20 protein-coding genes are annotated in these 20,811 nt (G+C 71.0%); 8 read left to right on the forward strand and 12 right to left on the reverse strand.

Features of this window, described 5'->3' with window-relative positions; all coding sequences use genetic code 11:
- The first annotated feature begins 351 nt into the window (after nt 1-351).
- Entirely contained in the window at nt 352-2,442 is a 2,091-nt protein-coding gene (locus tag ACBR40_RS44080; protein WP_371252577.1) for a S9 family peptidase, read from the forward strand.
- The gene (mgrA, locus tag ACBR40_RS44085) at nt 2,439-3,434 is read left to right on the forward strand and encodes an L-glyceraldehyde 3-phosphate reductase (protein WP_371252578.1); all 996 of its coding nucleotides are present in this window, start codon (nt 2,439-2,441) and stop codon (nt 3,432-3,434) included. The genes ACBR40_RS44080 and mgrA overlap by 4 nt, the downstream gene beginning before the upstream one ends.
- Nucleotides 3,435-3,465: 31 nt before the next feature.
- Here the strand turns inward: mgrA and ACBR40_RS44090 are convergent, their stop codons facing one another.
- A complete protein-coding gene (locus tag ACBR40_RS44090) occupies nt 3,466-5,841 on the reverse strand; it encodes a lysylphosphatidylglycerol synthase transmembrane domain-containing protein (protein WP_344212830.1) in 2,376 nt (791 codons plus the stop codon).
- A 234-nt stretch (nt 5,842-6,075) separates the two neighbouring features.
- On the opposite strand from ACBR40_RS44090, the gene ACBR40_RS44095 reads away from it, so the two are divergent.
- The gene (locus ACBR40_RS44095; RefSeq protein WP_371252579.1) at nt 6,076-8,091 is read left to right on the forward strand and encodes a molybdopterin-dependent oxidoreductase; all 2,016 of its coding nucleotides are present in this window, start codon (nt 6,076-6,078) and stop codon (nt 8,089-8,091) included.
- Here the strand turns inward: ACBR40_RS44095 and ACBR40_RS44100 are convergent.
- Entirely contained in the window at nt 8,069-8,824 is a 756-nt protein-coding gene (locus tag ACBR40_RS44100; RefSeq protein WP_371252625.1) for an alpha/beta fold hydrolase, read from the reverse strand. The genes ACBR40_RS44095 and ACBR40_RS44100 overlap by 23 nt on opposite strands.
- An 82-nt stretch (nt 8,825-8,906) precedes the next feature.
- On the opposite strand from ACBR40_RS44100, the gene ACBR40_RS44105 reads away from it, so the two are divergent.
- The gene (locus ACBR40_RS44105) at nt 8,907-9,452 is read left to right on the forward strand and encodes a helix-turn-helix transcriptional regulator (RefSeq protein WP_344212836.1); all 546 of its coding nucleotides are present in this window, start codon (nt 8,907-8,909) and stop codon (nt 9,450-9,452) included.
- Here the strand turns inward: ACBR40_RS44105 and ACBR40_RS44110 are convergent.
- Entirely contained in the window at nt 9,433-9,903 is a 471-nt protein-coding gene (locus ACBR40_RS44110; RefSeq protein WP_364463872.1) for a GNAT family N-acetyltransferase, read from the reverse strand. The two genes, ACBR40_RS44105 and ACBR40_RS44110, sit on opposite strands and share 20 nt — an antisense overlap.
- Nucleotides 9,904-9,979: 76 nt before the next feature.
- Here ACBR40_RS44110 and ACBR40_RS44115 point away from each other — a divergent pair, with 76 nt between their 5' ends.
- Nucleotides 9,980-10,429, forward strand: a complete 450-nt coding sequence (locus ACBR40_RS44115; protein WP_344212840.1) for a hypothetical protein — start codon at nt 9,980-9,982, stop codon at nt 10,427-10,429.
- 13 nt (nt 10,430-10,442) lie between these two features.
- Here ACBR40_RS44115 and ACBR40_RS44120 read toward each other — a convergent pair whose 3' ends face one another.
- Together ACBR40_RS44120 and ACBR40_RS44125 are read right to left on the reverse strand one after the other, a co-directional pair.
- Nucleotides 10,443-10,820: a VOC family protein gene (locus tag ACBR40_RS44120; RefSeq protein WP_344212842.1), complete on the reverse strand. Its 378-nt coding sequence runs from the start codon at nt 10,818-10,820 to the stop codon at nt 10,443-10,445.
- A gap of 42 nt (nt 10,821-10,862) precedes the next feature.
- Nucleotides 10,863-11,660 carry a class I SAM-dependent methyltransferase gene (locus tag ACBR40_RS44125; RefSeq protein WP_371252580.1) on the reverse strand — a complete coding sequence of 266 codons (798 nt, stop codon included), beginning with the start codon at nt 11,658-11,660 and terminating at the stop codon, nt 10,863-10,865.
- A 103-nt stretch (nt 11,661-11,763) separates the two neighbouring features.
- Between ACBR40_RS44125 and ACBR40_RS44130 the strand changes: the two genes are divergently transcribed.
- The gene (locus tag ACBR40_RS44130; RefSeq protein ID WP_344212846.1) at nt 11,764-13,569 is read left to right on the forward strand and encodes an acyl-CoA dehydrogenase; all 1,806 of its coding nucleotides are present in this window, start codon (nt 11,764-11,766) and stop codon (nt 13,567-13,569) included.
- A gap of 127 nt (nt 13,570-13,696) precedes the next feature.
- On the forward strand, nt 13,697-13,921 hold the full coding sequence (locus ACBR40_RS44135) for a hypothetical protein (protein WP_344212848.1): 225 nt from the start codon (nt 13,697-13,699) through the stop codon (nt 13,919-13,921).
- Nucleotides 13,922-13,924: 3 nt separating this feature from the next.
- Here ACBR40_RS44135 and ACBR40_RS44140 read toward each other — a convergent pair whose 3' ends face one another.
- The 7 genes from ACBR40_RS44140 to pdhA all read right to left on the reverse strand — a co-directional run bounded on the left by ACBR40_RS44140 (nt 13,925) and on the right by pdhA (nt 20,316).
- Nucleotides 13,925-14,218 (reverse strand): Dabb family protein, encoded by a 294-nt coding sequence (locus ACBR40_RS44140; RefSeq protein WP_344212850.1) that lies wholly within the window; start codon nt 14,216-14,218, stop codon nt 13,925-13,927.
- Between the two features lie 23 nt (nt 14,219-14,241).
- Entirely contained in the window at nt 14,242-14,886 is a 645-nt protein-coding gene (locus tag ACBR40_RS44145) for a response regulator transcription factor (RefSeq protein WP_344212852.1), read from the reverse strand.
- Nucleotides 14,877-15,962 carry a sensor histidine kinase gene (locus ACBR40_RS44150; protein ID WP_371252581.1) on the reverse strand — a complete coding sequence of 362 codons (1,086 nt, stop codon included), beginning with the start codon at nt 15,960-15,962 and terminating at the stop codon, nt 14,877-14,879. The genes ACBR40_RS44145 and ACBR40_RS44150 overlap by 10 nt, the downstream gene beginning before the upstream one ends.
- Nucleotides 15,946-16,563 carry a DedA family protein gene (locus tag ACBR40_RS44155; protein ID WP_371252582.1) on the reverse strand — a complete coding sequence of 206 codons (618 nt, stop codon included), beginning with the start codon at nt 16,561-16,563 and terminating at the stop codon, nt 15,946-15,948. Before ACBR40_RS44155 ends, ACBR40_RS44150 begins: the two co-directional genes overlap by 17 nt.
- Nucleotides 16,564-16,754: 191 nt before the next feature.
- Complete coding sequence (locus ACBR40_RS44160; protein WP_371252583.1) at nt 16,755-18,230, reverse strand: dihydrolipoamide acetyltransferase family protein; 1,476 nt, start codon at nt 18,228-18,230, stop codon at nt 16,755-16,757.
- 11 nt (nt 18,231-18,241) lie between these two features.
- The gene (locus tag ACBR40_RS44165; protein ID WP_371252584.1) at nt 18,242-19,222 is read right to left on the reverse strand and encodes an alpha-ketoacid dehydrogenase subunit beta; all 981 of its coding nucleotides are present in this window, start codon (nt 19,220-19,222) and stop codon (nt 18,242-18,244) included.
- A complete protein-coding gene (gene pdhA / locus ACBR40_RS44170) occupies nt 19,219-20,316 on the reverse strand; it encodes a pyruvate dehydrogenase (acetyl-transferring) E1 component subunit alpha (protein WP_371252585.1) in 1,098 nt (365 codons plus the stop codon). Before pdhA ends, ACBR40_RS44165 begins: the two co-directional genes overlap by 4 nt.
- A gap of 225 nt (nt 20,317-20,541) precedes the next feature.
- On the opposite strand from pdhA, the gene purS reads away from it, so the two are divergent.
- Nucleotides 20,542-20,790 carry a phosphoribosylformylglycinamidine synthase subunit PurS gene (gene purS / locus ACBR40_RS44175; protein ID WP_020544216.1) on the forward strand — a complete coding sequence of 83 codons (249 nt, stop codon included), beginning with the start codon at nt 20,542-20,544 and terminating at the stop codon, nt 20,788-20,790.
- The last annotated feature ends 21 nt before the right edge of the window (nt 20,791-20,811 follow it).

Here is a 20,811-nt window from a genome sequence, read left to right on the forward strand (position 1 = left end):
GGAGGCGTTCATTTCGTCTTCGTTGTGTCTTAATTCTTTCAGCCGTTCAAGTCTCTGTCAAATTGACCGGACTTGCTCGACCTGCTGGAATTAATCCGCGCCCCGTTTCCGGGGCAACCCCTCTAACTTACCAGCCCTTCGACCGACTAGCGAATCGATCACCGGACAGGTGAGGCACAAGGGATTACCGGCACTGGCGACACAACGCACACCAAAGTCATCTGAGTGATGAAGGAGGGTTGCGCCGCACCGCGTCGGCTTCTAAAGATTAGCAGCGCCTCCACGCTGCTCGTGCCGATTCGCCTGTCTCTCCGGCCACAGAACGATCACGGCCGACCATAGACTCCCCACGTGAGCAGCAACATGCCGCCTGTGGCGAAGAAGATCCCGGCCGAGCGTACGCATCACGGCGACACCTTCATCGACGAGTACGCCTGGCTGGCCAACAAGGACGATCCCGACACCACCGCCTATCTGGAGGCGGAGAACGCGTTCCTCAAGGAGCAGACCGCTCATCTGGCGGACCTCCAGGAGCAGGTGTTCCAGGAGATCAAGGGGCGCACCCAGGAGACCGACCTGTCGGTGCCGAGCCGCAAGGGCGCCTGGTGGTACTTCAGCCGCACCGAGGAGGGCAAACAGTACGCCGTCTCGTGCCGCGTCCCCGCCGACAGCGACGCGCCCCCGCTGATCACCCCCGGCGAGCGCCTCGACCTGGAGCAGGTGGTCCTCGACGGCAACGAGCTGGCCGGCGACAGCCCGTTCTTCTCCGTCGGCACCAGCGCGGTCAGCCCCGACGGGACGATGCTGGCCTTCTCCACCGACTACAAGGGCGACGAGCGTTTCATCCTGCGCTTCAAGAACCTGGAGACGGGCGAGGTGCTGCCCGACGAGATCGCCGACATCTTCTACGGCGGCGCCTGGTCGCCCGACGGCTCGGCGTTCTTCTACACGCGCGTGGACGACGCCTGGCGTCCCTACCAGGTCTACCGGCACACCCTCGGCACCCAGGAGGACGTCCTGGTGTACGAGGAGGCCGACGAGCGTTACTGGGTGGGCATCGGGCTGACCCGCAGCGAGCGCTACCTGGTGCTGGCCGCCGGCAGCAAGATCACCAGCGAGGTCCGCATCCTCGACTCGGCCGACCACTCCGGCGAGTTCCGGGTCGTCCGGCCGCGTACGACCGGCGTGGAGTACAGCGTGGAGCACGCCGGCGACTTCTTCTACATCCTGCACAACGAGAACGCCGAGAACTTCGAGCTGGCCACGGCGCCGCTCGACGCCCCCGCCGAGTGGACGCCGCTGATCCCCCACCGGGAGGACACCCGGCTGCTGGGCATCGACGCCTTCGCCGACCACGCGGTGGTGTACTTCCGCCGCGACGGGCTGACCGGGCTGCGGGTGCTGCCGTACCCGGACGGGGGACAGGGCTGGCGTGAGCGCGTCGAGGCGGCCGAGCGGAACGCGTACGAGATCGACTTCCCCGAGCCGCTGTACGACGTCGGCCCGGCCGGCAACCCCGAGTTCACGACGAGGCGGCTGCGGCTGACGTACACGAGCATGGTGACGCCGCCCAGCGTGTACGACTACGAGCTCGACTCCCACGAGCTGATCCTGCTGAAGCGGCGCCCGGTGCTGGGCGGCTACGACCCGGCCGAGTACGAGCAGTTCCGCGAGTGGGCCACGGCGGAGGACGGCACGCGGGTGCCGATCTCGATCGTCAAGCGGAAGGACGCGGCCACGCCGGCTCCGACCCTGCTCTACGGCTACGGCAGCTACGAGACCTCGATCGACCCGGGCTTCTCGGTGGCGCGGCTGTCGCTGCTCGACCGCGGGTTCGTCTTCGCGGTCGCGCACGTGCGGGGCGGCGGCGAGATGGGCCGGCGCTGGTACGAGGACGGCAAGCTGACCAGGAAGCGCAACACGTTCACGGACTTCGTGGCGGCGGCCAGGCACATGAAGGCGTCCGGCTGGAGCGAGCGGATCATCGCGCGGGGCGGCTCGGCGGGCGGTCTGCTGATGGGCGCGGTGACGAACCTGGCGCCGGAGGAGTTCGCGGGCGTGGTGGCCGAGGTGCCGTTCGTGGACGCGCTCAACACGATCCTCGATCCGTCGCTGCCGCTGACCGTGATCGAATGGGACGAGTGGGGCGATCCGCTGCACGATCCCGACGTGTACGCCTACATGAAGAGCTACACGCCGTACGAGAACGTGGACGGGCGGACGTACCCGCCTGTTCTGGCGATCACCAGCCTCAACGACACGCGCGTCCTCTACCACGAGCCGGCCAAGTGGATCGCCCGGCTGCGGGCGAGCGCCCAGGGCGGCCCGTTCCTGCTGAAGACGGAGATGGGGGCCGGTCACGGCGGGCGCAGCGGGCGCTACGACGCCTGGCGCGAGGAGGCGTTCGCGCTCTCCTGGATCATCGAGAGGGGCACGGCATGAGTTACCGGGCGGACGACGAGCGCTACGAGCGGCAGCCGTACAACCGGAGCGGGCGCAGCGGGCTGAGGCTGCCGGCGGTGTCGCTCGGCCTGTGGCACAACTTCGGCGACGACCGGCCGGTCGAGAACTCGCGGGCGATCCTGCGGCGGGCGTTCGACCTCGGGGTGACGCACTTCGACCTGGCCAACAACTACGGGGTGCCGTACGGGTCCGCGGAGCGCACGTTCGGCCGGATCCTGCGCGAGGACTTCCTCCCCTACCGGGACGAGCTGATCATCTCGACCAAGGCCGGGTACGACATGTGGCCCGGCCCGTACGGCGAGTGGGGCTCGCGCAAATATCTGCTGGCGAGCCTCGACCAGTCGCTCGGCCGGATGGGCCTCGACTACGTGGACATCTTCTACAGCCACCGGCCCGACCCGGACACGCCGCTGGAGGAGACCATGGGGGCGCTGGACCGGGCGGTGCGCTCGGGCAAGGCGCTGTACGCGGGCATCTCCAACTACTCGCCCGAGCAGACCGCGCAGGCGGCGCGGATCATGCGCGAGCTGGGCACGCCGCTGCTCATCCACCAGCCGTCGTACTCGATGATCAACCGGTGGATCGAGGACGGGCTGCTGGACACGCTGGAGGAGGCGGGCATGGGCTGCATCGTGTTCTCGCCGCTGGCGCAGGGGGTGCTGACCGACCGCTACCTGAAGGGGGTGCCGGCCGACTCGCGGGCGGCCACCAGCCGGTTCCTCACCCCGGACCGGATCGACAGGGAGCTCGCCCGCGACCTCGACGAGATCGCCCGCTTGCGGGGTCAGACGCTGGCGCAGATGGCGCTGTCGTGGACGCTCAGGGATCCGCGGGTGACCAGCGTGCTCATCGGCGCGAGCAGCGTCGGGCAGCTTGAGGACAACGTGGCCTGCGTGGACGGCCCCGCCTTCACCGAGGACGAGCTGCAGGCCATCGACAAGATCACCGTTCCGACTTCGTCGGCCCGGTGATCAAGATGCTGCGTCTGATGGTTCGCTTCGCTCACAGGGCCTCGTGCCGCTGGAGGTAGGTGAAGGAGGCCCAGCCGGGCAGCACCGGCAGCCAGAACGTGAGCAGCCGGTGCAGCAGCACGGCCGAGGTCGCGAGCTCGGCCGGCAGCCCGGCCACGGTGAGGCCCAGGGCCAGCGCGCCCTCGACGGCGCCCAGCCCGCCGGGGGTGGGCGCGGCCGAGCCGATGGCGTTGGCCGTGAGGTAGACGACGGCGACGGCGGTGAAGCTGAGCTCGCCGCCGAACGCCGCCACGCAGGCGTCCAGGCACACCACGAACGCCATCGTGATCATCAGGGTGCCGGCGCACGCCTCGATCATCTTGCGCGGCGACTGGAGCACGTCGAGCAGGCGCGGCAGCACGTTGCTGAACAGCCGGCGCATCCGCGAGGTGATCAGCCTGCGCAGCGGCGGCACGCCCAGCACCCCGACGACCGCCACCGCCACGGCCAGCAGCGCCAGCACCAGGCCGCGCGACGGGGTGAAGGACGTCGCGGTGTTGGAGCCGGTGATGTAGGCGAACAGCAGCAGCAGCGCGATGTGGAAGACCAGCATGATGAGCTGGGAGGCGCCGACGCTGGCGACCGCGCTGCCCGGCGGGATGCCGCGCTTCTGCAGGTAGCGCGTGTTGATCGCGACGCCGCCGACGGCCGCGGGCGCGACCAGCTTGACGAACGACGACGCGAACTGCACCAGCACGGTCCGCCAGAGCGGCAGCGGCTCGGGCACGAAGCCGCGCAGCATGAGCGCGGCGGCCACGAAGCTGACGAACGAGGCCGCGAGCGCCAGGATCGACCAGGCCCAGTTGGCCGTGGTGACCACCTCGTAGATGTTCACCTGGCTGAGCTGGGAGAGCAGGAAGTAGGCGGCGAGCGCGCTGGCGATGATGGTGACCAGCGTGCGCGGGCGGAAGCGTTCGAGCCGGACCTCCTCGACCTTGCCCTGCGGCTTCAGCGCGACGATCTGCTCGCGGATGCCGGGCAGGATCTGCTTGGCCTTGCCGACGGCCGCGCGGGTCTCCCTGGTGAGCGCGATGCGCTGGAGCAGCGGCATGGCGGCGGCCAGCGCGTCGGGGCCCATCACGGCGGACGCGGCGCGTACGGAGCGCTCGGGGCCGACGCGCAGCGCGAGGTAGGTGAGGAGCTGGGCGACGTCGAGGCGCAGCAGCAGGTCGCCGGCGGCGATCTCGCCGCTGCGCGCGTCGGTGAGGACGACCCGGCCGGCCCGGTCGAGGTGGATGCCGTCGCCGGTGAGGCGGCGGTGGGCGAGGCGCTGGATCTGCAGCAGCTCGACCTGTTCCCAGATCTGGTGCAGCAGGGCGTCGTCGATCTCGTTGTCGGGGACCTCGTCGAGCGGGCGGGTCTCGATGTGCTCGTAGGCGAGCAGGGCGGCCTCGGTGCCGATCTCGCTGGTGCCGAGCAGGCGCGGGGTGCTGGCGCCCGCGGCCTGGCCGGCGTACGCCATGAGGGCCTCGCGCTCCAGCTCGGCGCGGAGCGAGCGGATGGCGCGGCGGCGGGTCTCGGAGTTGAGCCTGATGCGCCGCCACAATCGGTACGGGAGCCCCGCCACCTGCCGGTCGCGGTCGAGGACGGTGACGTCGAGGCTGGTGCCGTCCTTGAGCCCGACGGCGTAGCGGCGGCTGCCCTGGTGGTCGTCCTCGATGCGGCGGGCGGAGACGACCTGGAACGACAGCTTGCGGAGCGCGGCCACCACGGCGCTGCCCGGCGGCCGGGTGTTGGGGCTGCCGACGCCGTAGAGGGTGGCGTAGCCGATGGCCATGCCGACGAGGACGGTGACGATGGCGCTGGGGATCGTGATCTGGCGGCCGGAGAAGAAGGCGAGGATGTAGAGCGCGATCGTGGTCCACATGAGCATCCGCCAGGTGGGGCGGCGGGAGATGCGGACCGCGGTGGTGTAGGCGACGACCGAGGTGAGCAGGGTGTTCAGCGGCTCGATGTCGCGGTTGCCGGTGAGCAGCACGCGCAGGTCCTCGACGTTGCCGCCGACCAGCCACTGCCCGAGCAGGAACGAGCCGGCCATGCCGACGATGGCGGCGATGAGCCCTTCGGCGACGCGCAGGCCGTCGCGGTGGAAGACCCGTTCGACGGCGAACGCCGTGGGCACGACGAGCACGGCGGCGCCGCCGAGGAAGGCCGCGACGCGGCTCAGCAGCGGGACGAGCTCGGCGCCCTCCTTGACGTCGGCCTCCAGGCCGATGAGGGTCTGCTTGGCGACGAGGGCGAGCAGGACGACCGCGCCGAGGACGACGAGCGTGGCGATGAAGCGCAGCAGGTCGGAGGGACGGCGCAGGCGCTGCGGCAGCAGCGGCTCTACGACGTAGACGTCGGTGTCCGCGCGTGGCTCGCCCACGGCCGGATCCCCCTCCGTGAGGTCCTCCGTGTCATCTCGTTCCCTGATTTCGGCCACCGTCAGCGATTCTGCACCTTCCCGGCAGGACCGTGAGATCTCTGGGTCGCAGTGTCCCCGTTTCGCAATGCGGACGGGCGCCTGCCGTCCCCATCGGGCAGCCTACGTCCGCGCAGGCAGGCTACACGGTGCGGCTCCAGCAGTTCACCTCTCGGCGCCCGGCGTAGGCTGTGTCCCATGTCGGGCGAATTGAGGGTTCTGGGGGCATGTCCGCTGGACTGCCCGGACACCTGTTCCTGGGTCGTGACCGTCAAGGACGGACAGGCCGTCAAACTGCGCGGCAACCCCGACCAGCCCTACACCAGGGGCGCGCTGTGCGTGAAGGTCAACCGTTACCTGGAGCACACGCAGGCGCCCGACCGCATTCTGCACCCGATGCGCCGGGTCGGTCCGAAGGGCTCGGGGCGCTTCGAGCGGATCTCGTGGGACGAGGCCCTGGAGGAGATCGCCACCCGGCTGCGCGCGATCGTCGACGAGCACGGCGGCGAGGCCATCTGGCCCTACCTCGGCACCGGCACGCTCGGCTACCTGCAGGGCTGCGAGGGCGTGGCGGGCCGGCGGTTCTGGAACGTGCTGGGCGCGTCCAAGCACTGGCTCAACATCTGCTCGGCGGCCGGCAGCAGCGGCCTCTTCCGCGCGAACGGCACCGCGGGCGGCATGGACCCGGAGAACTTCGCGCTCTCCAAGCTGATCCTGCTCTGGGGCACCAACACGCTGACCAGCGGCCACCACCTGTGGAAGTTCATCCAGGACGCCCGCGCGGACGGCGCCCACGTGGTCGCCATCGACCCGATCCGCACCAGAACCGCCGACCAGGCCGACGAATACCTCGCCATCCGGCCGGGCACGGACGCGGCGCTCGCGCTCGGGCTGCTCAACGTGGTGCTGGCCGAGAACGCCCAGGACGAGGCCTACCTGGCCGAGCACACCGAGGGCTGGGCCGGCTTCCGCGAGGAGATCCTGGCCCACCCGGTGGAGAAGGTGAGCGAGATCACCGGCATCCCGGCGGCCGACATCCACAGGCTGGGGATGAGGCTGGCGCACACCCGCCCGACCGCCATCCGGGCCACGATGGGCATCCAGCGGCACGCGGGCGGCGGCACGGCCATGCGGACGATCGGCGCGATCCCTGCCGTCACGGGCGACTGGCGGCATCCGGGGGGCGGGGTGGCGTACTCGACCAGCGGGCACGTCCACCTCAACATCGACACGCGCGACGACCTGCTGGCCAAGCCGGTGCGCACCCGGGTCATGACGAAGCTCGCCTCGCAGCTCGACGACGTGAAGTGCCTGTGGGTGTACGCGGCCAACCCGCTCGGCTCCACGCCCGACGCGAACGCCATCAGGCGGCAGCTCGCCCGCGAGGACCTGTTCACGGTCGTCATGGAGCAGTTCCCGACGGACACCGTGGACTACGCCGACATCGTGCTGCCGGCCACCATGCAGACCGAGCACCACGACCTGCACGCCGGCTACGGCCACCTCTACCTGCTGTGGAACGAGGCCGCGGTGGAGCCGCCGGGCGAGTGCCTGTCGACGACCGAGACGTTCCGGCGGCTGGCCAGGCACATGGGGCTCACCGAGCCGTCGCTCTACGACTCGGACCTGGAGCTGGCCGAGCAGTTGCTGTCCAGCGGGCATCCGTCGCTGGAGGGCGTCACGCTCGACCGGCTGCGCAAGGAGGGCTGGGTGCGGATGAACTATCCCAAGCCGTTCACGCCCTTCGCCGACGGGTTCCCGACGCGGTCGGGCCGGATGCGGTTCCCGCGGCCCGGGGAGGCGTACGTGCCGTCGCACGCGACGCTGACGGCGGACGGCTCGCCGTACCGGCTGACGCTGGTGACGCCGGCCTCGCACACGTTCCTCAACACGACGTTCGGCAACAACGCCGAGCTGCGGCGGCGGGCCAAGGACCCGGTGGTGCTGATCAACGCGGCCGACGCGGCGGCGCGCGGGCTGGCGGACGGCCAGCGCGTACGGGTCCACAACGACGGCGGCGAGTTCCTGGCCGACGTGGAGATCAGCGACCGGGTGGCCCCCGGGGTCGTGGCCTCGCCCAAGGGCCGCTGGCCGAAGCTGAGCCCCGGCGGCTCGAACGCGAACGCGGTGGTGGCCGAGCGGGACGGCGACATGGGCAAGGGGCCGGGCTTCCACGACAACCTGGTCGAGGTCAGCCCTTGTGCCGGTTCATGAACGTCTCGACGGTGCTCAGGACCTGATCGGCGTACGGGCTCGCGAGCAGCTGGGAGGCGTGCAGGCGTTCCCCCGGGATGACGAGCGCCTGGGCGTCCGGGGCCTTGGTGGCGGCGGCGCGGGCGGCGTCGAGCGCGGCGCGGCCGCCGTAGTCGTCGTGCTCGCTGCCGATCTGGAGCAGCGGGACGGTCAGCTCGGCCGCGTCCTCGGAGGCGATCTCGCCTGACAGGGCGACCACCCCGGCGATCTTCTCCGGGCCGAGCCGCAGCGCGGCCGGGACGGCGGTGGTGGCGCCGATCGAGCCGCCGACCAGGAACACGCGGCCGACGCCCTTCTCCTTGGCCAGGCGTTTCGCCATGGCGACGGTGGTGTCCTCGGGGAGGGCGGCGACGCTTCTCGCGTAGAGGAGCACGCGGTAGCCGGCGGCGACCAGGCGGTCGGAGAGCGGGCGCCAGGTGCAGACGTTGCCGCGGCGCTCGTAGGTGATGACGACGCCGGTGGAGCCGGTGCCGGTGATCACGCCGGGGAGGCCGCCGTCGTACTCGAAGATCTTGCCGTCGGCCTCGGTGAAGCAGCCGGAGACGTTGGGGCCGGTGGGCGGCGGGCTGCTGCTGGGGGCGGCGCCGGCCGTGGGGGTCGCGGGGGTCGCCGGGGCGGGGGCCGCCCCCGTGGCGCCCCCGCCGCCGCTTCCGCAGGCGGCCAGCATGGTCACGAGTCCGACGGCGCTCAGCATCCTTCGCACGACCGCCCACCTCCAATGCCTCCACACTATGTCAGAAGTGACATAGTGGGAAGGACCTTATCCTGAGGCCACGATGACCTCGACACTGGGATTCGCGATCCTCGCCGTGCTGGCCCGCGGCGAGCGCACCGGATACGACCTCGCCGCCGCCATGCGCACCCCGGTCGGCTATTTCTGGACGGCCGGCCACAGCCAGATCCACGCCGAGCTGCAGAAGCTGCGCGCCGCTGGGCTGGTGGGCTTCGAGGCCGAGCACGGTCCCGGCCCGCAGGGCAAGAAGGTCTACCATCTGACCGCCGACGGCCTGGCGGAGCTGCGGGCATGGGTGACCGAGCCGCCGCGCGCCCGGCCGGAGCGCGACGAGCTGGTGCTGAAGACGTACGCGTCGTGGCTGGCCGAGCCGGGGCTGCTGCGCAGGCTGTTCGCCGACCAGCTCGCCATGCACGAGGAGCGGCTGGCGGACTACGAGCGGGAGGAGGCGGCCTTCGGCGGGCCGCCCCCGCCCGGCGATCCCCGGTTCGGCAACTACGCGACGCTCTGGTGCGGGCTCGGCTACGAGCGGCACCGCGTCGAGTGGTGCAGGTGGATGCTGGAGCGGCTCAGCTCAGCTGGAGCTTGAAGCCCTCGTGGGAGGCGGTGAAACCGAGCGAGCCGTAGAAGCGGTGCGCGTCGGTGCGGGTCTTGTCCGAGGTGAGCTGCACCATGGCGCAGCCGCGCTCGCGGGCCCGCTCCACGGCCCAGCCGATCATCCGGCGGCCGAGCCCCTGGCCTCTGGTCGACGCGTGGACCCGTACGGCCTCGATCTGGCAGCGTTCGGCCCCGAGGCGGGAGAGCCCCGCGAGGTACGTGAGCTGCATCGTGCCCACCACCTCGCCGCCCTGCTCGGCGACGACGAGCTCGTCGTACGGGTCGGCGTCGATGCGGTCGAAGGCCGCGAGGTAACGCGGGTCGCCGGGGTCGCCCTCGCGCCGGGCGCCGAGGGGGTCGTCGGCCAGCATCGCGACGATGGCGGGCACGTCGTCACGGCGGGCCGTACGGAAGGTGATGTCTGTTACGTGCGGTTCCTGCATGTTTCGCATCATGTCAGGGACGGCTCAGGGTCCGTCCCCGATGCTCCCAAGGGGCCCCGGGAGCGACCATGGCGATATGAACGAAATCAGTCGACGCGATGAGATATCGCTCTCCGGCGCCGCGCTCCGTGGCGCCCCTTGGAAGGCCGCGGCCGTCGGCGGCGGTGTCGTCACCGCCGCCAGCTACGGCATGGGCCTGCTCACGGGCGGCGGCGACCTGGTGTGGGCGCTGGGCCTCGGCATCAGCCTGTTCGCCCTGATCGCCGCGATCGGGGCGGTGTCCAAGCCGCACGAGGGCGACCGGGTCACCCGCCAGGCGCGCGTCTGGTCGCTGCGCCACCCGTGGAAGTTCGCGCTGCTGCCCGCGGGCATCACGGCGGTGCTCGACTATCCGGTGCAGCTCGTCCTCGACGGCGAAGGGGTCTTCGGCTCGGCCGTGCACGCGCTGTGGCACGGCGCGCTGGTCTATCTGATCGCCGCCATCCTGACGCTCACGATGCAGGGCAGGGCACGCTCTGAGCGGTGACCCCACCCGGCCTTCAGGACTCCCGCTCGGCCTGGCTGCGGCACACGCAGAACTCGTTGCCCTCGGGGTCGAGCATCGTCACCCATCCGGTGCCGTCGGGCCGGCGCAGGTCGGCGTGGACGGTCGCGCCCAGCCCGATGAGCCGGTCGACCTCCTCGTCGCGGGTCGCGCCCGCGGTGCCGTTGACGTCGAAGTGCAGGCGGTTCTTGACCGTCTTGCCCTCGGGAACGCGGATGAACAGCACGTAGGGGTCGCGTTCGGTCCGCAGCATCACCTCGTCGTCGCCCGGCTGGTCGTCCTCGCCCAGAGGCAGCCCGGTGGCCCTGCTCCACCAGCTCGCGAGCGCGTAGGGGTCGGCGGCGTCGACGGTGACGGCGTGGATCTCGATCATGGCAACACCCAACCCGACACCGCCGTGGACGTCAAACCGGTGTCAGTCCCACCAGACGGTGACCCAGCGGTCCCTCGGCAACGGCCACATGCCGAGCGCGACGGCCGTCTCGGCCACCTCGTCCGCTCGGGACGGGTCGAGGCACGCCCGCCGGCAGGCGCTGGCCGCGAGCTCCTCCAGGGAGCTGAATCGTTCCAGCGGGGCCTCCCGCTCCTCCACCCGTACGGCGAAGCCGAGCGCCGCCGCCAGCGCCACGCAGTCCTCGGCGACCGGCCGCACCGGGCGGTCGATGCCGTGGAAGTGCTGCCAGAGCGGCGTCATCCAGCTCGTCGGGTGGCGGTGCGTCAGCTCCAGCACCACCCGCCCGCGCGTGTGCGCGTCGAGCGCGCGCAGAAAGCCGGCCAGGTCGGGCACGTTGTAGACGACGTGCGCGGCGATGGCGACGTCGGCCACCGGGGCCTCGCCCGCGACGTCCGGCCAGCGGCCGTGGATCGTGGTGACCGGCACCCCGAGCTTGTCGGCCCGCAGCGTGAGCCCGTCGAGCATCGCGGCCGAGGAGTCGACCGCGTACAGGTGGCCGAGGCGCCCGGCCAGCGGCAGCGAGGACGCGCCGGCGCCGCAGCCCACGTCGAGCAGCGTGCCCTGGTCGGGCAGGGCCTCCGTGAGCCTCGTCGTCGTGGGTCCGTCGTCCGGCTCGGCGAGGGCCCGGTCGGTGCGGGTGCCGAACCGTTCGGGCGAGTGAGTCCAGGGGTCGGCGGAAGCACGGGCCAGGATCTCGTCCGGGATCGCCCAGGCCTCCAGTCGCTCCCGCCACCGCGCGGCGAGTTCTTCGGCGTCCATGGAGACGAGCATGCCATGCATGGCGGGGGTTACCCGCGGGTAGCATTTCAGAGTAAGGTTACTCGCGAGTACACCCCTGACTCGGTTCAAGGAGATCGACCCCATGGGCCACTACAAGAGCAACGTTCGCGACCTTGAATTCAACCTCTTCGAGGTCTTCGGGCGACGCGAGATCCTCGGCGCAGGGCCCTTTGCGGAAGTCGACGAGGACGTCGCGCGCAGCATCCTGGAAGAGGTCAACCGTCTGGCGACCGGCGTGCTCGCCGACTCCTTCGAGGAGGGCGACAGGACGCCGCCGGTCTTCGACCCCGCGACGAGCTCGGTCACCATGCCGGAAGGCTTCAAGAAGTCGTTCAAGGCGCTGGTGGACGGCGGCTGGGCGCACCTCGACCTGCCCGCCGAGCTGGGCGGCCCCGGCATCCCGAGGAGCCTCGCCTGGGCCACGGCCGAGATGGTGCTGGGCGCCAACCCGGCGCTCTACATGTACGCCGCCGGCCCCAACTTCGCCTACACCCTGTGGCAGGTCGGCACCGAGGAGCAGAAGCGCTTCGCCGAGCTGGCCATCGAGCGCAACTGGGGCGCGACCATGGTGCTGACCGAGCCGGACGCCGGCTCCGACGTGGGCGCCGGCCGCACCAAGGCCGTACGCCAGCCCGACGGCACCTGGCACATCGAGGGCGTCAAGCGCTTCATCACCAGCGCCGAGCACGACATGTCGGAGAACATCTTCCACCTGGTGCTGGCCCGCCCCGAGGGTCACGGCCCCGGCACCAAGGGCCTGTCGATGTTCCTGGTGCCGAAGTACCACGTCGACCTGGAGACCGGCGAGCTCGGCGAGCGCAACGGCGTCTACGTCACCAACGTCGAGAAGAAGATGGGCCTGAAGGTCTCCACGACCTGCGAGCTCACCTTCGGCGAGAAGCACCCGGCGGTCGGCTGGCTGGTCGGCGAGGTGCACGAGGGCATCAAGCAGATGTTCATGGTCATCGAGCACGCCCGCATGATGGTCGGCACCAAGGCCATCGCCACGCTCTCGACCGGCTACCTCAACGCGCTCGACTACGCCAAGTCGCGCGTCCAGGGCGCGGACCTCACCCAGATGACCGACAAGACCGCCCCGCGCGTCACCATCGTCAACCACCCGGACGTGCGCCGCGAGCTGATGCTGCAGAAGGCGTACGCCGAGGGCATGCGCGCCCTGGTCCTCTACACGGCCACCTTCCAGGACGCCGTCATGATCGACCCGGATGACCGGCACGCGCACGCGATGAACGACCTGCTGCTGCCGCTGGTCAAGGGCGTCGGGTCGGAGCGGTCGTACGAGTTGCTGGCCCGCTCGCTGCAGACCCTGGGCGGCTCCGGCTACCTGCAGGACTACCCGATCGAGCAGTACATCAGGGACGCCAAGATCGACTCCCTGTACGAGGGCACCACCGCCATCCAGGGCATGGACCTGTTCTTCAGGAAGATCCTGCGCAACCAGGGCGCGGCCGTCGGCGCGCTGCTCGGCGAGATCACCGCCTTCGCCGCCTCCGAGGCCGGCAACGGGCGGCTCAAGGAGGAGCGCGAGCTGCTGGCCGAGGCCGCCGCCGACGTCAAGGCCATGGGCGACACGATGGCGACCTGGGCGCTCGGCTCGCTGGAGAAGCCGGAGGAGGTCTACAAGGTCGGGCTCAACACCACCCGGCTGCTGCTCGCGCTCGGCGACCTCGTCATCGGCTGGCTGCTGCTGCGCCAGGCCGAGGTGGCGCTGGCCCGGCTGGCGGACGGCGAGGACCCGTTCTACCAGGGCAAGGTCGCGTCGGCCACGTTCTTCGCCAAGACCGTGCTGCCCCGGCTGGCCGCCGAGCGGCGCGTCCTCGACGCCACCGGCCAGGAGCTCATGGAGCTTCCTGAGGAGGCCTTCTAGGTCCCGGCATCACACGGAACGCCCGCACGCCGTGCGGGCGTTCCGTCGTTCGGCCGGTGGGGGGGTGTGATCGTCCTCACCCGGGTATGACCGTGGGCGTACCGGCCGTTTACCAGGGAGGCTCGTCATGGGTGTCGGGGTCAGCATCTTCTTCCTCACGCTCGGCGCCATCCTGAAGTTCGCGATCGAGCCCGACGTCTTCGGCGAGAGCGTCCACATGGACGTCATCGGCCTGATCTTCATGATCGTGGGCGGCGTGGGCGTCGTGCTGAGCATCGTGCTGGCCCCGAGGCGGGGCCGCACGTCCGACGGGCGCCTGATGCACCGCGAGAACAACCCTCCCGAGATCTAGGCCCTAGACCTCGATCTGCACGGCGGCGCGGGCGGCCAGGATCGGCTTGATGTGCTCGGCGATGACCGCCTGGTGCTGCGGATGGTCGCGGTAGACGAGATAGTCGTCCACCGAGTCGAAGTCGCCCACCACCGCGTAGGCGTGGTTGCCCTCGTTGATGCCGGCGTCGGGGCCGACGGTGTAGGAGCGGATCTCCGGGATCGCGTCCGGCAGCTTGCGCAGCTCGGCGGTCACCGTCGCCTTCTGCTCGTCGGTCGCGTCGTCGGTCCAGGTGAACAGCACGATGTGGCGAATCATGGAAGCACCCTATCGACGCCGGCTCAGGAGCCGAGGTAACGCAGCACCGCCAGGACCCGGCGGCTGTAGCCGGTGGTGTGCGACAGCGCGAGCTTGTCGAACAGGGCGTTGACGTGTTTCTCCACCGCGCTCTGCGACACGTGCAGGGACTGCGCGATGGAGGCGTTGGTGAGACCCTGCGCCATCAGCTCGAGCACCTGGCGCTCGCGGGCGGTCAACTGGGTCAGCGGGTCGGTGTGGCTGGTGCGCGCGAGCAGCTGGCGCACCACCTCCGGGTCGAACGCCGTCCCGCCCGCGCCCACCCGGTCCAGCGCGTCCAGGAAGTCGCCGACCTGGGCCACGCGGTCCTTCAGCAGGTAGCCGACGCCGTCGATGCTGCCGCTCATCAGCTCGGTGGCGTACTTCTTCTCGACGTACTGCGACAGCACCAGCACCTTGACCTCCGGCCAGCGCCGCCGGATCTCCAGGGCGGCGCGCAGGCCCTCGTCGGTGTGGGTGGGCGGCATCCGTACGTCCACCACCACCGCGTCGGGCCGCTCGGCGGTCACCGCCCGCAGCAGCGCGTCGGCGTCGCCCACCGCGGCCGGCACGTCGTGACCTTCCTCCTTCAGCAGCCGCACCAGGCCCTCCCGCAGCAGGGCCGAGTCCTCGGCCAGCATCACGCGCACGGCAACTCCGCTTCGATCACGGTCGGCCCGCCGGGCGGGCTGGTCAGGGTGAACCGGCCGTCCAGGGCGGCCACCCGCTGCGCCAGGCCGGTCAGCCCGCCGCCGGTGGCGTCGGCCCCGCCCACGCCGTCGTCCTCCACTCGCACGACGACCATGGTGGCCTGCCGGCGTACGTCGATGGTCACCAGGGTGGCTCCGGAGTGTTTGGCCGCGTTCGTCACCGCTTCGCTGGCCACGAAGTAGGCGGCGGCCTCCACCACCGCCGGGGGCCGCTCCGGCAGCTCGCAGGTGACCTTGACCGCGACCGAGGACCGCTCGGCCACTCCGGCGAGCGCCTCGGCCAGGCCGTGCGCGTCCAGCCCCGACGGGTAGACCCGCCAGGCCACCTCGCGCAGCTCCACCAGCGCCTGCTGGGCCTGCTCGTGGAGCTGTCCCAGCAGCTCGGGGCGGCCCCTGCGGGCGCGGCCCGCGAGCATGGACAGCGCCACCAGCCGCTGCTGCACCCCGTCGTGGAGGTCGCGCTCGATGCGCCGCCGTTCGGCGTCGACAGCCGCGACCACCCCGGCCCTGCTCACGGTCAGCTCGTCGATCCGCCGCCGCAGCGCCTCCACCGGGTCGGGGGCGAGCAGCCGTACGGCCAGCCGCCGCTCCAGCGCCTCCACCCCCACCAGGCCGCACACGTCCAGGAACAGCAGGACGCAGCCCGACACGGACAGGTAGGCCACCAGCGGCGCGGTGGGCAGCATGCCGTCGAACGCCTCCCCACGCGCCCACGACCACACCAGCATGACCGCCATGCCGAGGCCGACCACGAGCAGCAGCACCACGAGCCCGCCCAGCACGCCCACGGGCGTGCGGGCGGCGAGGTAACGCAGCTCGCCCTCCTCGTTCTTGACGGGCAGGTCCAGGCGCAGCCGCCACAGCTCGAACCGGGTCAGCCGGGCGGCCGCCGCCCGCACGGCGGGACGGTCCGCGAACGGCGCCGCCGCCAGGACGAACAGCAACCCCACGAGGGCGGTCACCGCGCCGGCGGCCACCGCCCCGACGAGCCTCGGCCCGCTAAGCACCGACCGCATGCCGCCCCTTGCGCCGCTGAGCCAGCCGCGTGCCCACGAAGACCAGTACCGCCAGCGCCACCGTGACGATGACCGCGTTGGTGCCGACGCCGACGTAGGTCTCCACCAGCGCCCAGTTCTCACCCAGCAGCCATCCGGCCAGGACGAAAACGGTGTTCCAGAGCAGGCTGCCTGCCGTGGTCAGGAGCGTGAAGACGCCCAGCGGCATGCGCTCCACCCCGGCGGGAACGGAGATCAGGCTGCGGAAGATCGGGATCATCCGCCCGAAGAACACCGTCTTGCGCCCGTGCTTGAGGAACCACGCCTCCGTCCTGGCGATGTCGGAGACCTTCAGCAGCGGGATCCGGGCGGCCAGGGCCAGCGTGCGCTCCCGGCCGAGCATCGCGCCCACCCCGTACAGCGCCAGCGCCCCGATCACGGAGCCGGCGGTGGTCCACAGCAGCACGGCGAGCAGGTTCATCTCTCCCTGGGAGGAGGCGAAGCCGGCCAGCGGCAGGATCACCTCGCTGGGCAGGGGCGGGAAGAGGTTCTCCAGCGCGATCGCGATCCCGGCTCCGGGGGCGCCGAGCATCTCCATCAGGTCGATCAGCCATTCCGTCATGCGCCAGAGACTAGGAACGACCAGGGTACGGCCACCATGAGGCGGACGGCCGAGTGAGGGTGCGGAAAACCACAGGAGATGTATCAGATCGGGCGGGCGGCCTCTCCGACGTCATGAAGGCAAGCGTGTGGCACGCCTCGCAGGGTGATCGCCGGGGGAGGGGTCCTCCCGGCGATCACCCTGGTTTCAGCTCAGCTCCACGCCATGATGCGGAGCGGGTCCTCCAGCATGTCGCCGACGTCGCGCAGGAAGCGCGAGCCCAGCTCGCCGTCCACGATCCGGTGGTCGAACGACAGCGACAGCGTCGTCACCTTGCGTACGGCGAGCTCGCCGTCCACCACCCACGGCAGGTCCCGCACCTGGCCGAAGGCGAGGATGGCGGCCTCGCCCGGGTTGATGATGGGGGTGCCGGTGTCCACGCCGAACACGCCGACGTTGGTGATCGTGATCGTCCCGCCCGCCATCTCGGCCGGCTGCGTACGTCCCGCGCGGGCCGTCTCCGTCAGCTCGGCCAGGCTCCGGGCCAGGTCGGGCAGGGAGAGGGCGTGCGCGTCCTTGATGTTGGGCACCACCAGGCCCCGGGGGGTGGCGGCGGCGATCCCGAGGTTGACGTAGTGCTTGACGACGATCTCCTGGGCCTGCTCGTCCCAGGAGGAGTTGATCATCGGGTGCCGGCGGGCCGCCGTCAGGACGGCCTTGGCGACCAGCAGCAGCGGGCTCACCTTGACCTCGGCGAAGTCCGGCAGGGCGCGCAGCCGCCTGACTGCCTCCATGGTGCCGGTCACGTCGATCTGGAGGAACTCCGTGACGTGCGGGGCGGTGTAGGCGCTGGTGACCATGGCCTGGGCCATCATCTTGCGCACGCCCTTGACGGGGACGCGCTCCTCGCGCTGCCCGGGGGCGGCGGGGGCGTGTTGCGGGACCTGTTGCGGGGCCTGTGCTGCGGCCGCGGCGGCGTGGACGTCGTCCCGCGTGATGGAGCCCTGCGGGCCGGTGCCCGTGACCGTGGTGAGGTCCACGCCGAGGTCCTTGGCCAGCTTGCGGACCGGCGGCTTGGCCAGCACCGTGATGGGGCCGGGAGCCTCGTGGACGGGTACGGGCGCCACCTCCACGCGCCTCGGGTTGGCCACCGGAGCGGCGGGGATCGGGGTGGCGGGCGCCTCCGCGGCCGGAGCGCCCGTGGCGGCGGCTTCCGGGGCGGGGGCTTCCGGGGGCGGGCCGTCGGTGGTGGTGGCGGCGGGTTTGCGGGGGCGGCGTCGGGTGGCGCCGGTCTTGACGCCGTAGCCGACCAGCACCGCCTGGCGTTCCTCCTTGGGGGCCGGGCTGCCGTGGGCGCCGGGCTCGACCGCGCCCTCCGCCGGGGGCTTGGGCACCAGGTCGTCGGCCAGGGCCTTGACCTGGTCCGCCGTACCGGCCTCGCCGGGCTCCTCCGTCGTGTCCACGGCGATGATCGGCCGGCCCACCTCCACCGTCAGGCCCTCGTCGGCCAGCAGGCCGGACACCACGCCGTCCCACGGGATCGGCAGCTCCACGATCGACTTCGCGGTCTCGATCTCGACCACGATCTGGTTGACCTTGACCTCGTCGCCCGGCTGGACGTGCCAGCGGACGATCTCGGCCTCGGTCAGCCCCTCCCCGACGTCGGGGAGCCTGAACTCGCGTCGCATGAACCCCCCTCTCAGAACCCGAAGGCCCGGTCGACGGCGTCGAGCACCCGGTCGAGGTCGGGCAGGTAGTGCTCCTCCAGCTTCGACGGCGGATAGGGGGTGGAGAACCCGCCGACCCGCAGCACCGGGGCCTCCAGGTGGTAGAAGCACTGCTCGGTGACGCGGGCGGCCAGCTCGGCGCCGAAACCGTTGTAGACGGGCGCCTCGTGGACGACCACGACCCGGCCGGTGCGGCGCGCCGACTCCATGATCACCGCCTCGTCCAGCGGGTTGAGCGAGCGCAGGTCGACGACCTCCAGGGAGCGGCCGTCGTCCTCGGCCGCCGCCGCGGCCTCCAGGCAGGTCTTCACCATCGGCCCGTACGCCAGCAGCGTGGCGTCGGACCCCGCCCGTACGACCTTGGCCGCGTCGAACGGCGTCCACCAGTCGGACGAGGAGGTGTCGATGTCGCCCTTCTCCCAGTAGCGGCGCTTGGGCTCGAAGAACACCACCGGGTCGTCGCAGCGGATGGCCTGCTGGATCATCGTGTACGCGTCCGCCGGGTTGGAGCAGGCGACCACGCGCAGCCCGGAGGTGTGGGTGAAGTACGCCTCGGGGGACTCGCTGTGGTGCTCGACCGCGCCGATGCCGCCGCCGCACGGGATGCGTACGACCACCGGCAGCTTGATCGCGCCCAGCGACCGCATGGGCATCTTGGCGAGCTGCGTGATGATCTGGTCGGCGGCCGGGAAGACGAACCCGTCGAACTGGATCTCGCACACCGGCCGGTAGCCGCGCAGCGCCAGGCCGATCGCGGTGCCGACGATGCCGGACTCGGCGAGCGGCGTGTCGATGACGCGGTCCTCGCCGAAGTCCTTCTGCAGGCCGTCGGTGACGCGGAAGACGCCGCCCAGCTTGCCGACGTCCTCTCCCATGATGAGGACCTTGGGGTCGTCCTCCATGGCCTTGCGCATGCCCTCGTTCAGGGCTTTCGACAAGCTCAGAACGGTCACTTCTCGAACCCCTCCAGATACGCGGCGAACTGGGCGCGCTCCTGGTCGATCAGCGCGTGGGGCTCGCGGTAGACGTGGTCGAAGATGTCGAGCGGCCGCGGGTCGGGCAGCGCGAGGCAGCGCCGCCGCAGGTCGGCGCCGAGCTGGCCGGCCTCCTCGTCGACGGAGTCGAAGAACTCCTGGTCGGCGAACTCGTTCTTGAACAGGTAGGCCTTCACCCGCTCGATGGGGTCCTTGAGCTTCCACGCCTCCAGCTCGCTCGCGACCCGGTAGCGCGTCGGGTCGTCGGTCGTGGTGTGGGCGCCCATCCGGTACGTGAACGCCTCGATGAGCGTCGGCCCCTGCCCGGTCCGCGCCGCCTCCAGGGCCTTGCGTGTGACGGCGAGGCAGGCGAACACGTCGTTGCCGTCCACCCGGATGCCGGGGAAGCCGAAGCCGGAGGCGCGGCGGTAGAGGGGGATGCGGGTCTGCTTCTCCAGCGGCTCGGAGATGGCCCACTGGTTGTTCTGGCAGAAGAACACGATCGGCGCGTTGAACACGCTGGCCCAGATGAAGGACTCGTTCACGTCGCCCTGGGAGGTGGCCCCGTCGCCAAAGTAGACGATCGTGGCGGCGCTGGCGTCGTCGCGCTGGATGCCCATCGCGTAGCCGACGGCGTGCAGGGTCTGGCTGCCGATGACGATCGTGTAGAGGTGGAAGTTGTGCTCCTGGGGGTCCCATCCGCCGTGGTTGACGCCCCGGAACAGCCCGAGCAGCTTGACCGGGTCGACGTCGCGGCACCACGCCACGCCGTGCTCGCGGTAGGTGGGGAAGGCCATGTCACTGTCGGTCAGCGCGCGGCCCGAGCCGATCTGGGCGGCTTCCTGGCCGAGCAGCGAGGCCCAGATGCCGAGCTCGCCCTGGCGCTGCAGCGCCACGGCCTCCAGGTCGATGCGCCGGACGAGCACCAGGTCGCGGTAGAGCGACCGGACCTCTTCCGGGGTGAGATCGACGTCGTAGTCAGGGTGCTCGACCCGCTCCCCCTCGGGGGTGAGCAGCTGGACGAGCTCCGGAGGTGCTTCTTGGTGAGCACCGCGAGAGGCGTCGAGTGTCACGTGCCACTCTCCTGTGCGTCGGGGCTGGTCCGGACGGGGTTGCCACCTTAGGCCAGCCTTCTTGGCGATGAACCAACTGGTGGTGGTTCGTACGCGTTTGGGAACATCGTGGCAGACGTCACAGCCCTCCGCGCAAGCCCCATCTCTCCCCCGTTCCCGTTGTGCCGTCGGCCACACGCCCCCGGTAGGCTGGCTTTCCCAACCCCGTCGCACGCAGGAGGAACAGTGGCGCGCGTCATCGTCGAGGTCATGCTGAAGCCCGAGATCCTCGACCCGCAGGGCCAGGCGATCGCGCGGGCGCTGCCCCGTCTCGGCTTCTCCGGCGTCTCGTCGGTCCGCCAGGGCAAGCGCTTCGAGGTCGAGCTGGACGGCCCGGCCGACGCGGCGGCGCTGGACGAGGTCCGCAAGATGGCCGAGACCCTGCTGGCCAACACCGTGATCGAGGACTACGCCGTCCGGGTCGAGGAGCAGTAGGGAGATTTGGCGTCCCGTTTT

This window comes from Nonomuraea sp. AD125B (assembly GCF_041402765.1).
Lineage (GTDB): Bacteria > Actinomycetota > Actinomycetes > Streptosporangiales > Streptosporangiaceae > Nonomuraea > Nonomuraea bangladeshensis.

Coding starts and splice junctions, on each gene's coding strand:
- mgrA (WP_371252578.1), top strand. CDS start 2,439: ATGAGTTACCGGGCGGACGACGAGCGCTACGAGCGGCAGCCGTACAAC.
- ACBR40_RS44095 (WP_371252579.1), top strand. CDS start 6,076: ATGTCGGGCGAATTGAGGGTTCTGGGGGCATGTCCGCTGGACTGCCCG.
- ACBR40_RS44100 (WP_371252625.1), bottom strand. CDS start 8,824: ATGCTGAGCGCCGTCGGACTCGTGACCATGCTGGCCGCCTGCGGAAGC.
- ACBR40_RS44105 (WP_344212836.1), top strand. CDS start 8,907: ATGACCTCGACACTGGGATTCGCGATCCTCGCCGTGCTGGCCCGCGGC.
- ACBR40_RS44110 (WP_364463872.1), bottom strand. CDS start 9,903: ATGCAGGAACCGCACGTAACAGACATCACCTTCCGTACGGCCCGCCGT.
- ACBR40_RS44115 (WP_344212840.1), top strand. CDS start 9,980: ATGAACGAAATCAGTCGACGCGATGAGATATCGCTCTCCGGCGCCGCG.
- ACBR40_RS44120 (WP_344212842.1), bottom strand. CDS start 10,820: ATGATCGAGATCCACGCCGTCACCGTCGACGCCGCCGACCCCTACGCG.
- ACBR40_RS44125 (WP_371252580.1), bottom strand. CDS start 11,660: ATGGACGCCGAAGAACTCGCCGCGCGGTGGCGGGAGCGACTGGAGGCC.
- ACBR40_RS44130 (WP_344212846.1), top strand. CDS start 11,764: ATGGGCCACTACAAGAGCAACGTTCGCGACCTTGAATTCAACCTCTTC.
- ACBR40_RS44135 (WP_344212848.1), top strand. CDS start 13,697: ATGGGTGTCGGGGTCAGCATCTTCTTCCTCACGCTCGGCGCCATCCTG.
- ACBR40_RS44140 (WP_344212850.1), bottom strand. CDS start 14,218: ATGATTCGCCACATCGTGCTGTTCACCTGGACCGACGACGCGACCGAC.
- ACBR40_RS44150 (WP_371252581.1), bottom strand. CDS start 15,962: ATGCGGTCGGTGCTTAGCGGGCCGAGGCTCGTCGGGGCGGTGGCCGCC.
- ACBR40_RS44155 (WP_371252582.1), bottom strand. CDS start 16,563: ATGACGGAATGGCTGATCGACCTGATGGAGATGCTCGGCGCCCCCGGA.
- ACBR40_RS44160 (WP_371252583.1), bottom strand. CDS start 18,230: ATGCGACGCGAGTTCAGGCTCCCCGACGTCGGGGAGGGGCTGACCGAG.